Below are 12,941 nucleotides of genomic sequence, written 5' to 3' on the forward strand. Positions count from 1 at the left end.
AAGAAAGTTGCCTAATTCAACCATCTGGTCTTATGGTTGCTTACGGCAACGAACTTTCATGATCCGCGTATCCCGCACGCCTCGCCGAAGGACCCAGATGACCGTGACCACCGAGGCCGCGAGCGGAACCGCCGCCGCGACCGACAGTCAACAGATGACGCACCGGCAGGTGATGGAGGCGCTCTCCGGCCTGCTGCTCGGCCTCTTCGTGGCCGTGCTCTCCTCGACCGTCGTCTCCAACGCCCTCCCGCACATCCTGGCCGACCTGCACGGCGGCCAGTCCGCGTACACCTGGGTGATCACCGCCGCCCTGCTCAGCCTCACCGCCTCCACCCCGATCTGGGGCAAGCTCTCCGACCTCGTCAGCAAGAAGCTGCTGCTCCAGATCGCCCTGGTGATCTACATCGGCACCTCGGCGCTGGCCGGCCTGTCGCAGAACACCGGCGAGCTGATCGCCTGCCGCGCGCTCCAGGGCATCGGCGCCGGCGGCGTCGTGGCGCTCGGCCAGATCTGCCTGGCCGCGATGGTCCCGGCGCGCGAGCGCGGCCGGTACAGCGGCTACTTCGGCGCCGTCTTCGCGCTCGCCACCATCGGCGGACCGCTGATCGGCGGCGTCATCGTGGACACCCCCTGGCTGGGCTGGCGCTGGTGCTTCTACGTCGGCATCCCGTTCGCGCTGATCGCGATCCTGGTGGTGCAGCGCACCCTCAAGCTGCCGGTGGTCAAGCGCCGGGCGAAGATCGACTACCTGGGCGCGGTGGTCATCACCGCCTCGGTCAGCCTGCTGATGATCTGGATCACCCTGGCCGGCAAGGACTACGCCTGGCTGTCCTGGCAGACCGCGGCGATGGTCGGCGGCGGCCTGCTGCTGGGCGCCCTGGCCGTCGTGATCGAGCACCGCGCCGCCGAGCCGATCATCCCGCCGGGCCTCTTCAGGTACCGCACCGTCACCCTGGCCGCGCTGGCCAGCGTGCTGGTCGGCGTCGGGATGTACGGCGCGACCACCTTCCTCAGCCAGTACTTCCAGCTGGCCCGCGCCAAGTCCCCGACCGTGGCCGGCCTGATGACCCTGCCGATGATCCTCGGCCTGGCGGTCTCCTCCGCGGTGGCCGGCCGGCTGATCACCAAGTACGGCAAGTGGAAGGCCTACCTGGTCTCCGGCACCGCGCTGCTCGCCGTCGGCTTCGGCCTGCTCGGCACCGCCCGGGCCGACACCGACTACGTGCTGCTCTCCGTCTACATGGCGATCACCGGCGTCGGCCTCGGCCTGACCAGCCAGAACCTGGTGCTCGCGGTGCAGAACACGGTGCCCCGGCACGAGCTCGGCGCGGCCAGCTCGGTGGTCACCTTCTTCCGCACCATGGGCGGCGCGATGGGCGTCTCCGCGCTCGGCGCGCTGATGACCAACAAGGTCGGCCACTACCTGGCCGAGAACCTGGCGGCGGCGCACGTCCCGGCGTCGCCCGCGGCGTCCGGCGGCGGCATCCCGGACCTGTCGAAGCTGCCGGCCCCGATCGTGCCGCTGGTGACGGACGCCTTCGGCCACGGCGTCGGCACCGTCTTCCTGTGGGCCGCCCCGTTCGCGGCGCTGGCCTTCGTCACCGTGCTCTTCATCCGGGAGACCGCGCTGAAGACCACGACCCAGGAGGGCTGACCGGACGGCGAGGCCGGCGGCCGCCGGGATACGCGGAACGGGCCGGGGAGTGTCTCGACACTCCCCGGCCCGTTGCCGTGTGCGCGGTGCGCGGTGCGCGGTGCGCGGTGCGCGGTGCGCGGTGCGCGTGTGGTGCGTGTGGCGTGCGCGGCGGCTACTTGCCGGCGATCAGCGACAGCCCGTAGAGGACGGCCCCGCCGCACAGCGCGAAGCAGACGCAGGCACCGGCCAGGGCGAGCCTGCCGCCGCCCGAGGTGCCGGTGGCGGCCCCGCCCTCGGCGGCGGCGCTCACCGCGGCCTCGCGGCGGGACAGCGCCAGGATGCCGAGCGCGAAGACGGCGACCACGGCGACGGTGACGCCGAAGCTGAGCCCGGCGGTCTGGGCCAGGGCGTTCCACTTGATGTTCATGGTGAGTGCTCCTCAGCCCGCGGTGCTCAGGCCGCGACCGTGGTCGAGGCGGGGGTGGGGGTGTTCGCGGTCCCGGTCGGTGCGACCTCGACCGGGGTGATGTCGACGTCGTTGACGTTGTCCGCGCCGACCGGCTGGCGGCGGGAGATCAGCCACATCGCGGCCGCACCGGCCACCAGCAGGGCGCCGACCAGGGCGACGCCCCAGCTGCCCTGCTCGGCCAGCAGGGCGGCGCCGCCGGAGACCACCGCGGCGGCCGGCAGGGTCAGGCCCCAGGTGTAGACCATGCGGCGGACCAGGCTCCAGCGCAGCTCGCCCTTCGGGCCGCCGAGGCCGGCGCCCATGATGCCGCCGGAGCAGACCTGGGTGGTGGAGAGGCCGAAGCCCATGTGCGAGGACGTCAGGATGACGGTGGCGGCGGCCGACTCGGAGGCGAAGCCCTGCGGCGGGCGGATGTCCGCCAGGCCCTTGCCCATCGAGCGGATGATCCGCCAGCCGCCCATGTAGGTGCCGAGCGCGATCGCGGCGCCTGCGGAGACGATCACCCAGGTGGGCGGCAGCGCGCCGTGCGGCAGGGCGCCGACCGAGACCAGGGTCAGGGTGATGATGCCCATCGTCTTCTGGGCGTCGTTGGTGCCGTGCGCGAGCGAGATCAGCGAGGAGGAGAAGACCTGGCCGGTCTTGAAGCCCTTCTCGGTGGTCGCGGCGTCGCCCTTGCGGGTGATCGCGTAAGCCAGCTTGGTGGCGCCCCAGGAGGCCAGGCCGGCGACGAAGGGGGAGGCGACGGCCGGGATGAGGATCTTGGTGACCACGGTGTCGAAGTTGACGCCGTTCATGCCGACGCCGACGATCGTGGCGCCGATCAGGCCGCCGTACAGCGCGTGCGAGGAGCTGGACGGCAGGCCGCGCAGCCAGGTCAGCAGGTTCCAGAGGATCGCTCCGGCCAGGGCGGCGAAGATGATCTCGGGATGGACGCCGGCCTTCTCGTTGACGATGCCGCCGGAGATGGTGGTGGCGACCTTCACGGACAGGAACGCGCCCGCGAAGTTGAGCAGGGCCGCGATGGTGACCGCGACCTTCGGACGAAGGGCCCCGGTCGCGATCGCGGTGGCGGCCGCGTTGGCGGTGTCGTGGAACCCGTTGGTGAAGTCGAAGGCGAGCGCCGTGATGATCACAACGGCCACCAGGAACGAGATGTGTTCCATACCCAAACAATCGTCGTAGTTGTCGCACGGACGTTGATGACTGTCGCGACCGTAGGTCCGCTTGGTAAACGGAAGGTGAACTGGGCCGGGACTCGTGGTTCCGTTGGTTTACTCGCGGTGACCGTTGTCTTTCATCGGGGTGACTTCGGGCGCTTTGAACTGGACATTAGCGAAGAAGATGACGGTTCGGCCCGGTTTGCTGAGAGCTGTCTCACAGGTCCGTCGAGAATTAACCTCCCGGTCCGCCCGCGCCCTGTTTCCGGCGAGTAACCCGTGGGAGGATCTGCGGGATCCGGGAAGCCGGGACAGGGGCAGTGCGCGGCGGGGAGGACCAGCCATGGGCGGGGCGGTACAGGGAACGGAGACGGCCCGCATACGGCCCTGGGTGCGGGCGGCGCTGCGCTGCGGAGCCGTCCTCGCGGCCGCGGCCCTCGCGCTGCCGGCGGGCGCCCAGGCCGCCTGGGCCGCACCCGACCCGGGCGCCGGCCAGGTCGTCGCGGACCCGCTCGCCGCCGCCAAGGCCACCCTCGGCCCGTTGCTGGACCAGCTGCACGCGCTCTACCAGAGCGCCGAGGCCGCCACCGAGCAGTACAACGGCGCCGTCGCCAAGGCGGCGGACCAGCAGACCTCGCTCACCGACCTCCAGGGCCGGCTGGAGCGCCAGCAGAAGCAGGTCGACGCCGGCACCGACATCGCCTCGCAGCTCGCCGCCGCGCAGTACCGCAACGGCGCCGCCTCGGCCTACGCCGAGCTGCTGCTCTCCAAGGACCCGTACGAGGCGGTCGTCATCGCCGAGCTGCTCGCCTCGGCCAGCCGCTCGCAGTCGGAGTTCCTGGACAAGCTGAAGAGCGACCGGGACGCGCTGGACGGGCTGAAGAAGCAGACCGAGGAGGCGCTGAACACCTCCCGGGCGCTGGTCGCCCAGCAGGACGCGGCCAAGGCCAAGGCGGCTGCCGACCTCGCCGCCGTCGAGCAGGTGGTCTCCTCGCTGACCGGCGCCCAGCGGGCCGAGCTGGAGCAGCTGGAGAAGGCCAAGGCGGACGAGGCGCAGCTCGCGTTCCTCGCCTCCGGAGCGCTCGGCAAGGGGGAGCGCACGCCCTCCCTGCAGGGGCGCGCGGCCATCACCTTCGCGCTGGCGCAGGTGGGCAAGCCGTACCTCTGGGGCGGCACCGGCCCGGACGCCTACGACTGCTCGGGCCTCACCTCCCAGGCCTGGCTGCACGCCGGCAAGCCGATCCCGCGCACCAGCCAGGAGCAGTGGGCGCAGCTGCCGCACGTGGCGCTCGACCAGCTGCGGCCCGGCGACCTGGTGGTGTACTTCCAGGACGCCTCGCACATCGGGATGTACATCGGCGGCGGGCTGATCGTGCAGGCGCCGCGGCCCGGCGCCTTCATCAAGATCTCGCCGATCGGCTCGATGCCGATCCTCGGGGCCGTCCGGCCGGACCCGTCCGGCGCGGCGGACGAGGCCGGCGGCACCTGGAAGGTGCCCGACCTCCCGGCGGGCTGGGACTCCGTCACGCCGATCGCGCCGAGCCCCGCCGGCCAGGTGCCGGCCGCGCCGGCCTCGGGCGGCGCGGTGACGCCGCCGACCGCGCCGGGCACCCCGACCGGGACGCCGGGCACCCCGGAGGGGACCGGCACGCCGACCGGCCCGGGCACGCCGACCGACCCCGGTACGCCGTCCGGCGGCACGCCGAACCCCACCCCGACCGGGACGCCGACCGGGACGCCGACCGGGACGGGCACCCCGACCCCGACCGGCACGCCGGGCACCCCGAGCGGGACCGGCACACCCACCCCGACCGGGACGGGCACCCCGACGCAGGGCCCGAGCGGCACCGGCTCGGCGAGCGCCCCGGCCCCGGGCAGCGCCACGGCCACGCTGCCGCTGGGCACGCCGACGCACTGACCGGGCCCCGCGGAGAACGGGAGGAGGCCGCCCGGCGTCCGGTGACGCGGGGCGGCCTCCGTACTGCCCGGGGGCGGCCGGTCGGCTATTCGCCGCTGTCGGGGGCGAAGCGGATCACGACGGCCTTGGAGGTGGGGGTGTTGCTGATGTCGGCGGTGGAGTCCAGCGGCACCAGGACGTTGGTCTCCGGGTAGTAGGCCGCCGCGCCGCCGCGGGCGACGGGGTAGTGGACGACCCGGAAGTGCGGGGCGCGGCGCTCCACGCCGTCGCTCCACTCGCTGACCAGGTCGACGTACCGGCCGTCGGCGAGCCCGAGCTCGTCGGCGTCCGCGGGGTTGACCAGGACCACCCGGCGCCCGCCCTTGATGCCCCGGTAGCGGTCGTCGAGGCCGTAGACGGTGGTGTTGTACTGGTCGTGCGAGCGCAGGGTCTGGAGCAGCAGCCGGCCCGGCGGGACGTCCGGGGCGGTCAGCGGGTTGACGGTGAAGTTGGCCCGGCCGGTCGCGGTCGGGAAGGTGCGGGTGTCCCGGGGGCCGTGCGGCAGGGTGAAGCCGCCGGGGCGGCGGACCTTCTCGTTGTAGTCCTCGAAGCCCGGGACGACCCGGGCGATCCGGTCCCGCAGGGTGTCGTAGTCGGTGGCGAAGTCCTCCCACGGCACGGTGTCCTGCGGCCCGAGCACGCTGCGGGCGAGCCGGCAGACGATCGCGGTCTCGGAGAGCAGGCCGGGCGCGGGCGGGCGCAGGCCGCCGCGCGAGGCGTGCACCTGGCCCATCGAGTCCTCGACGCTGACGAACTGGGCGCCGCGCGCGGTGACGTCCCGGTCGGTGCGGCCCAGCGTCGGCAGGATCAGGGCGCGGGCGCCGGTGACCACGTGCGAGCGGTTGAGCTTGGTGGAGACGTGGACGGTCAGCCGGCAGCGGCGCATCGCGGCCTCGGTCACCTCGGTGTCCGGGGTGGCGGCGACGAAGTTGCCGCCCATCGCGAAGAACACCCCGATCCTGCCGTCGCGCATCGCGCGGATGGTGTCCACCGAGTCGAGGCCGTGCTCGCGCGGCGGCTCGAAGCCGAACTCCTTGCCCAGCGCGTCCAGGAAGGCGGCGGTGGGGCGCTCGAAGATGCCCATCGTCCGGTCGCCCTGGACGTTGCTGTGCCCGCGCACCGGGCAGACGCCGGCGCCGGGGCGGCCGACGTTGCCGCGCAGCAGCAGGAAGTTGACCACCTCGCGGATGGTCGGCACGGCGTGCTTGTGCTGGGTGAGGCCCATCGCCCAGCAGACGATGATCTTCCTGGAGGCCAGCACCAGCCGGCCGAGCTCCTCGATCTGCTCCCAGGGCAGGCCGGTCGCGGCGAGCACCTCGTCGCGGTCGGTCGCGCGCGCCTGGGCCTCGAACTCCTCGAAGCCGTGGCAGTGTTCGGCGACGAACTCGCGGTCGACGCCGTCCCGCTCCAGGACGATCCGGTTCAGCGCGCGGAACAGCGCGAGGTCGCCGCCGAGCCGGATCTGCAGGAAGAGGTCGGTCAGCTTGGTGCCGTGGCCGACCAGGCCGCGGGCGTGCTGGGGGTTCTTGAACCGCTCCAGGCCCGCCTCCGGCAGCGGGTTGACGCTCACGATGGTGGCGCCGGCCCGCTTGGCCCGCTCCAGCGCGGAGAGCATCCGGGGGTGGTTGGTGCCCGGGTTCTGGCCCGCCACGATGATCAGGTCGGCCTGGTAGAGGTCCTTCAGGCTGACGCTGCCCTTGCCGACGCCGAGCGTCTCGGTGAGCGCCGAGCCGGAGGACTCGTGGCACATGTTGGAGCAGTCCGGCAGGTTGTTGGTGCCGAGCCGGCGGGCGAACAGCTGGTACGCGAAGGCGGCCTCGTTGCTGGTCCGGCCGGAGGTGTAGAAGGCGGCGCCGTCCGGGGTGTCCAGGGCCTTCAGCTCCTCGGCGATCAGCGCGAAGGCGTCGTCCCAGGAGACCGGCGTGTAGTGGGTGGCGCCCTCGTCGAGCAGCATCGGCTGGGTGAGCCGGCCCTGCTGGCCCAGCCAGTAGCCGGAGCGTCCGGCCAGGTCGGCGACCGGGTGGGCGGCGAAGAACTCGGCGCGGACGCGGCGCTCGGTGGCCTCCTCCGCGACGGCCTTGGCGCCGTTCTCGCAGAACTCCGCGGTGTGCGGCCTGTCCGGCTCGGGCCAGGCGCAGCCCGGGCAGTCGAAGCCGTTCTGCTGGTTGACCTTGAGCAGCGTGGCCAGGGTGCGGCGGGCGCCCATCTGCTCGGCGGCCATCCGCAGGCTGTGGCCGACGGCGGGCAGCCCGGCGGCCGCGTGCTGGGGCGCGGACACCTCGGGGGCGTCCTGGGCCGGGTCGCTCTGCGGGGCCTGCTTGGCCATGACCGCTCTCCTCGGGCTCTGCTGGTCCGGGCCGCCGCACCGTCGCGGGGCCCACCCGCCCATCCTTCCACCTGCTCCGTGACGGGGGGAGGGCCGTACCGCGGACGACGGGGAGGCCGGCTCCGCGGCGGCCTTGGCGGTCCCGGCCCCTCCGGCGCTCACGCGGCGAGCGCCGGGACGGCCGGGAGCGCGGCCAGCGCCCGGAGCAGGGCGCGGGCGGCGGCGTCGTTCTGCCGGAAGCCCGGGGCGTCGGTGCGCGGACGGGCGAAGGCGGCGGCCGCGCGCAGGCTGGTGTGCGGGCCGAGGGCGGTGCGGCGCGGGTGCGGGGCGCCGCCGAGGGCCGGGTCGAGCAGCCGGCCGTCGGCGGGGGCGATGGTGACCAGGCCGGAGCGGTGGGTGTAGTCCGGGTCGGTGACCACCTCCTCGACGACCCGTCCGGTGCGGTGCAGCTCCCGCAGCACCGGGTCCAGGGTGCGGGCCAGCGCGTGCGCCGGCTGGTACGCCTCGATCAGCGCCGTCGCGGTGACGCGGTGGCCGGGCACGGTGGCGCCGGAGGCCCGCCAGGTGCCGCTCGCCTCGTCCCGTTCGATCCGTACGTCCGCGCCGAGGAAGCGCACCACCCCGGCCTCGGAGAGGGCGAGCAGCTGGCGCAGCCGGAAGCCGGGCGGGCCGGAGGCGAGGAAGCCGAAGTAGCCGAAGAACCACCCGTCCACCTCCTCGGCGGTCGAACGGGCGGTGAGCCGGCCGCTCGACATCACCCGGGGGAGCTGGCCGAACAGCGAGAGCAGGGCGAGGAAGGCGCCGAGGTCGGCGCTGTGCGCGGGGTCGGCGCGGCGGTCGGCGTCGGCGGCGACGTATGCGCGCAGGTGCGCCTGGAGCTCCTCGTCGGTGCCGAGTTCGAGCCCGGCCAGCGGGCGGTCGAGCCGTTCGAAGTCGAGCCGGTCGGCCGGGTCGGGGACGGCCTCGGCGACCAGGGCGGCGAGGCCGGGGCTGTACCAGCCGTGCCGGTCGTAGCGGGCGAGGAACTCCGGCCACGGCAGGGCGGTGCGCTCGGGGTGGGCGTGGAACAGCTCGTGGTAGTGCCCGAAGCCGACTTCCTTGGCCATCAACGGCCAGAAGTCGCGCCGCAGTTCGAGCGGACCGGGGGTGGCGAGCACGGCGTCCACGGCGGCCTGGTCGAAGTACCGGGGGAGCGGCGCGGGCGGCCCCTGGAGGCGGTAGCCGGTCTTGGAGTGGTACGGGACGCCGCGCCGGGAGCCGAGGTGCAGCACCGGCTCGCGGCCGGACGGGAGGTACCGCAGCGCGGGCCCGTCGCCGGTGGGCTCGAAGCGGCCGCCGCGGCCCTCGGTGAGCAGCGCGACCAGGTCCACCGCGGCGAGGCCGAGGCCGCGCAGCAGCACCGGCTCGCCGGGGGCCGGCCTCGCCAACTCCGCCGCCACGTCGGCGGAGTAGGCGGGCGGCAGGTGGAAGCGGCCGTGCCGGGCGGCGAAGTCGGCGTCGGCGGCGAAGCGCGGGTGCGGGGCGGAGTCGAGGTGGCCGAGGGCGAGCACCACGTGGTCGGCGGTGAGCGTCCGGCCGGTGAGGTGGACGGTCTGCGGGCCGTCGGCCGGGCCCTCGATCCGCCGGACGGTGTCGCGGTGGACGGTGACCGAGACGTGCGGGGGCAGTTCGGCGACGGCGCGGCGGAACACCCAGTCCAGGTAGGCGCTCTGGGCCCGGCGGGTGGGGAAGTCGGTGGGTGCGAGGGTGCGCAGCTCGGCCCGGACGGCCGGGTCGGCGACCTCCCGGTACGGCGCGAACTCCTCCTGCCGCGGCGCCCATTCGGCGAGCGAGGGGCCGGGGCGGACCGGCCCTTCGAGGGTGGAGCGCTCGTCGGTGAACATGGTGACGTCCTCGGCCATCGAGTTCATCCGCAGCAGCGGGGACTGGTCGTGCCGCCAGATCCGGCCCGCGCCCGGCGGGTACGGGTCGACCAGGTGGACCGCCAACGGCCGGTCGGCGGGCAGGAGTTCGGTGGCGTTGGCGGCGATCCGCTCCAGCAGTCCGGTGCCGCGCGGGCCGGCGCCGACGATGACCAGGCGCGTCATGCCCGTACCACCCTGGCGAAGGCCGCGCGGGCCCGTTGCAGCGGGGTGGGCGGCAGGCCGTCGCGGGTGGCGCCCCGGGCGAAGTGCCGCTCCACGTAGTACTGGCCGATGGAGAGCAGGGTGGTGACCACCAGGTACCAGAGGGTGGCGACCATCAGCATCGGGATGACCTGGTACGACTGGAGGTAGACCAGCTGCACCGAGTAGAGCAGGTCGGAGACGGCCAGCACGCTGACGATGCTGGTGCCCTTGAGCGCGCCGATCAGCATGTTCCCGGCGGTCGGCACGATCGCCCGCATCGCCTGCGGCACCACGATCCGGCGCAGCACCCGCCACCGGCCGAGCCCGAGCGCGGACGCCGCCTCCAGCTGGCCGCGGTCCACGGAGAGGATGCCGCCGCGGATCACCTCGGCGGCGTACGCGGTCTCCAGCAGGGTGAGGCCGACGACGGCGGTCAGGGTGGGGCCCATCAGGTTGACGGTCCTGACCGTGACGAACTCGGGGCCGAACGGGATGCCCAGGCCGAGGGTCGGGTAGAGCGCGCCGATGTTGAAGAAGAACAGCAGCTGCACCAGCGGCGGGGTGGAGCGGAACACCCAGACGTAGGCCCAGCTGAGGGTGCGCAGCACCGGGTTGGCGGACAGTCGCATGGTGGCGAGGAGGGTGCCGAACAGGAAGCCGAGGGCGAGGGTGACGGCGGTCAGCCAGAGGGTCAGGGTGAGCCCTTCGAGCACGGACCGGGCGGTGAACCAGTCGGCGACGACGCTCCACTGGAAGGCCCTGTTGCGGACCACCGAGTTGACCGCCATCGCGGCCAGCAGCAGGGCGACGGCGGCGGCCGCCCACTGGCCGGGCTTGCGGCGGGCGACGATCCGGGCCTCGGGAGCGGGTGGCGCGGCGGGCCGGTCGAGTGCGGAGGGGGCGGGCAGGACGTCCTGCGGGGTGGCCATGGCGGCGGCTCCTGGGCGGAGTGCGGGCGGGGAGGGGTACGGCGGTGGTCACGTACGCGGGGCGCGGCCCGTGTCCCTCAACACGGCCGGCGCAGGCACTGCACTCCGCGTCGATCGTACGCATGCGCGATCGACGGCTGTCAAGGGCGACCGGGAGGGCCGGAGCGGTCCTCCGGCGGCCGTCGGAGAAGCGACAGGAGATCGCAACAGTGCGGCAATGATGGATGGTTGACGTACCGATCGGCCGACTGCTCAACTTGAGGCCATGTACGCCGAGCAGCCCCTGGTCAGCCGTGACCACATCGACTTCGGTCGGGTGTGGTCCGCGGCGTGTCGCGGCTGACCCGGCAGCGGGCCGCCCGTCCGGCCTGATCTCCCCGCGGGGAGCCTCCCTCGGTTCGCCCCGTCGCGGCCCGGTCCCGTCCGTCGACGTCCGACGGCACGCCGGGCGTCCGCTGCCGCCGATGACCTCGCACTGCGCTCCGGCAGTCCCCTCCCGCACTCCCCGCGCCCTCACCCCGCTCGACGGCCGCCCCGCCGCGGCCGCCTCCGGGCTGCCCGCCCGCGGCCCGTCGGACTTCCGCCCACCCGAAAGGTTCCGCCATGCCCGTCGAATTCCTCGGCATCGCCGCCACCGGCGACGGTTCGGAGACCACCGCCCGCACCACCGCCGCCTTCGACCGCGACTACACCCTGCGGCTGGCCCGGGCGCACGAGGACCACGGCTGGGACCGGGTGCTCTTCGCGTACGCGGCCGGCGCCCCGGAGCCGGCGGCCGCGGCGGCCTTCCTCGCCTCCCACCTGGACCGGCTGCGGATCCTGCTTGCGCACCGGCCCAACGTCTCGTACCCGACCTTCGCGGCGAAGACCTTCGCGACCCTCGACCGGATCAGCGACGGCCGGCTGACCGTGCACTTCATCACCGGCGGCAACGACCACGAGCAGCAGCGCGAGGGCGACTTCCTGACCAAGGACCAGCGCTACGAGCGCACCCGCGAGTACATCGGCATCGTCAAGAAGGCCTGGACGAGCCGGGAGCCCTTCGACCACGAGGGCCCGTACTACCGCTTCAACGACTTCGTCTCGGACGTCTTCCCGGTCCAGCAGCCGCGTCCGGCGGTGTCCTTCGGCGGCTCCTCGGAGGCGGCGTACGCGGCCGGCGGCGCCGAGGCCGACATCTACTGCCTGTGGGGCGAGCCGCTGGCCCGCACCGCCGAGCAGATCGAGCGGGTGAAGGAGGCGGCCCGGGCCGCCGGGCGCACCGACGTGCCGCGGATCCAGGTGGCGTTCCGGCCGATCATCGCGCCGACCGAGGAACTGGCCTGGGAGAAGGCGCACCGGACGGTGGCCGCGATCCGGGCCCGCCGGGGCGCCGGCCGGCCGGGAGCCGCGCCCGGGGCCGCGCCGCAGACCGCGGCGCCCGAGAACGCCGGCTCCCGGCGGCTGATCGAGATCGCCGAGGCCGGCGAGCGCTACGACCGCGCGCTGTGGACCCCGACCGCCGCGGCCACCGGCGGGGCGGGCAACTCCAACGCGCTGGTCGGCACCCCGGAGACGGTCGCCCAGGCGCTGCTCGACTACTACGACCTCGGCGTGGACATCCTCTCCGCGCGCGGCTACCACCTGCTGGACGACGCGATCGACTTCGGCCGGTACGTCATCCCGATCGTCCGCGAGGAGGTCGCCAAGCGGGACGCCGCCGCGGCCGCCCGGGCCGAGCGGGCCGAGCGCGACCGCCACCAGCTGATCGCGGCGCAGGCGTGAGCGCGGCCGCCCGGTCCGGGTTCCGCACGGTGGCCGCCGACGATCCGCTGGTCGAACCGCTGCTGCGCGAACTCACCCACGAGTACGTCACCCGGTACGGCCCCGAGGGCCGCCAGGAGATGACCCGCTACCCGGCCGAGGCCTTCGCCGAGCCGCACGGAGTGCTGCTGCTCCTGCTGGAGGACGGCGAACCGGTGGCCGGCGGCGCGTACAAGCGCTACGACGGGCACACCGCCGAGGTGAAGCGGATGTGGACCCACTCCGCCCACCGCCGCCGCGGCCTGGCCCGCCGGGTGCTGGCCGAGCTGGAGCGGACGGCGGGCGCGGCCGGCTACACCCGGTTGTACCTCACCACCGGCCCGCGCCAGCCCGAGGCCAGGGGCCTCTACCTGGCGTCCGGCTACACCCCGCTGTTCGACGTCTCGGCCGATCCCCTGACCATCGGCCCGCTCCCGTTCGAGAAGCGGCTGCCCGTGTCCGAGAAGCGCTTGCCCGTGTCCGGGCAGCGGCCGCCCGTGCCCGCGGAGCGCCACCCCGCGAAGCGACCGGCCGCCGGCGGACGGCAGTCGTCCGTTCCGGCCCCGACCTCCTGAAA

General features: G+C 74.0%; 9 protein-coding genes. 4 read left to right on the forward strand and 5 right to left on the reverse strand.

The genetic code is table 11. From position 1 onward, the window contains the following. The first annotated feature begins 97 nt into the window (after nt 1–97). Nucleotides 98–1,654 (forward strand): MDR family MFS transporter, encoded by a 1,557-nt coding sequence (locus tag ACIQI7_RS18070; protein ID WP_401110772.1) that lies wholly within the window; start codon nt 98–100, stop codon nt 1,652–1,654. A gap of 154 nt (nt 1,655–1,808) precedes the next feature. On the opposite strand, the gene ACIQI7_RS18075 is transcribed toward ACIQI7_RS18070, so the two are convergent. After that, a complete protein-coding gene (locus tag ACIQI7_RS18075; RefSeq protein WP_401110775.1) occupies nt 1,809–2,063 on the reverse strand; it encodes a hypothetical protein in 255 nt (84 codons plus the stop codon). Nucleotides 2,064–2,089: 26 nt separating this feature from the next. Beyond that, nucleotides 2,090–3,268: an anion permease gene (locus tag ACIQI7_RS18080; RefSeq protein WP_401110777.1), complete on the reverse strand. Its 1,179-nt coding sequence runs from the start codon at nt 3,266–3,268 to the stop codon at nt 2,090–2,092. 337 nt (nt 3,269–3,605) lie between these two features. Between ACIQI7_RS18080 and ACIQI7_RS18085 the strand changes: the two genes are divergently transcribed. Next, a complete protein-coding gene (locus ACIQI7_RS18085) occupies nt 3,606–5,180 on the forward strand; it encodes an NlpC/P60 family protein (protein WP_401110780.1) in 1,575 nt (524 codons plus the stop codon). An 85-nt stretch (nt 5,181–5,265) separates the two neighbouring features. Here ACIQI7_RS18085 and ACIQI7_RS18090 read toward each other — a convergent pair whose 3' ends face one another. From ACIQI7_RS18090 to ACIQI7_RS18100, 3 genes are all read right to left on the reverse strand, one after another. Beyond that, the gene (locus ACIQI7_RS18090; RefSeq protein ID WP_401110782.1) at nt 5,266–7,545 is read right to left on the reverse strand and encodes an FdhF/YdeP family oxidoreductase; all 2,280 of its coding nucleotides are present in this window, start codon (nt 7,543–7,545) and stop codon (nt 5,266–5,268) included. 158 nt (nt 7,546–7,703) lie between these two features. Further along, a complete protein-coding gene (locus tag ACIQI7_RS18095; RefSeq protein WP_401110785.1) occupies nt 7,704–9,632 on the reverse strand; it encodes an FAD/NAD(P)-binding protein in 1,929 nt (642 codons plus the stop codon). Beyond that, nucleotides 9,629–10,582, reverse strand: coding sequence for an amino acid ABC transporter permease (locus ACIQI7_RS18100; protein ID WP_401110788.1), 954 nt, complete (start codon nt 10,580–10,582; stop codon nt 9,629–9,631). The genes ACIQI7_RS18095 and ACIQI7_RS18100 overlap by 4 nt, the downstream gene beginning before the upstream one ends. A gap of 603 nt (nt 10,583–11,185) precedes the next feature. On the opposite strand from ACIQI7_RS18100, the gene ACIQI7_RS18105 reads away from it, so the two are divergent. Together ACIQI7_RS18105 and ACIQI7_RS18110 are read left to right on the forward strand one after the other, a co-directional pair. Further along, nucleotides 11,186–12,346 (forward strand): LLM class flavin-dependent oxidoreductase, encoded by a 1,161-nt coding sequence (locus tag ACIQI7_RS18105; RefSeq protein WP_401110791.1) that lies wholly within the window; start codon nt 11,186–11,188, stop codon nt 12,344–12,346. Continuing rightward, a complete protein-coding gene (locus ACIQI7_RS18110) occupies nt 12,343–12,939 on the forward strand; it encodes a GNAT family N-acetyltransferase (RefSeq protein WP_401110794.1) in 597 nt (198 codons plus the stop codon). The genes ACIQI7_RS18105 and ACIQI7_RS18110 overlap by 4 nt, the downstream gene beginning before the upstream one ends. Nucleotides 12,940–12,941 lie beyond the last annotated feature (2 nt).

Source organism: Kitasatospora sp. NPDC092039 (genome assembly GCF_044756065.1).
Lineage (GTDB): Bacteria > Actinomycetota > Actinomycetes > Streptomycetales > Streptomycetaceae > Kitasatospora.

What these genes read in the sequence shown, in the direction of transcription:
- ACIQI7_RS18080 (WP_401110777.1), bottom strand. Translation starts at nt 3,268, where the DNA reads ATGGAACACATCTCGTTCCTGGTGGCCGTTGTGATCATCACGGCGCTC.
- ACIQI7_RS18085 (WP_401110780.1), top strand. Translation starts at nt 3,606, where the DNA reads ATGGGCGGGGCGGTACAGGGAACGGAGACGGCCCGCATACGGCCCTGG.
- ACIQI7_RS18095 (WP_401110785.1), bottom strand. Translation starts at nt 9,632, where the DNA reads ATGACGCGCCTGGTCATCGTCGGCGCCGGCCCGCGCGGCACCGGACTG.
- ACIQI7_RS18075 (WP_401110775.1), bottom strand. Translation starts at nt 2,063, where the DNA reads ATGAACATCAAGTGGAACGCCCTGGCCCAGACCGCCGGGCTCAGCTTC.
- ACIQI7_RS18090 (WP_401110782.1), bottom strand. Translation starts at nt 7,545, where the DNA reads ATGGCCAAGCAGGCCCCGCAGAGCGACCCGGCCCAGGACGCCCCCGAG.
- ACIQI7_RS18105 (WP_401110791.1), top strand. Translation starts at nt 11,186, where the DNA reads ATGCCCGTCGAATTCCTCGGCATCGCCGCCACCGGCGACGGTTCGGAG.
- ACIQI7_RS18070 (WP_401110772.1), top strand. Translation starts at nt 98, where the DNA reads ATGACCGTGACCACCGAGGCCGCGAGCGGAACCGCCGCCGCGACCGAC.
- ACIQI7_RS18100 (WP_401110788.1), bottom strand. Translation starts at nt 10,582, where the DNA reads ATGGCCACCCCGCAGGACGTCCTGCCCGCCCCCTCCGCACTCGACCGG.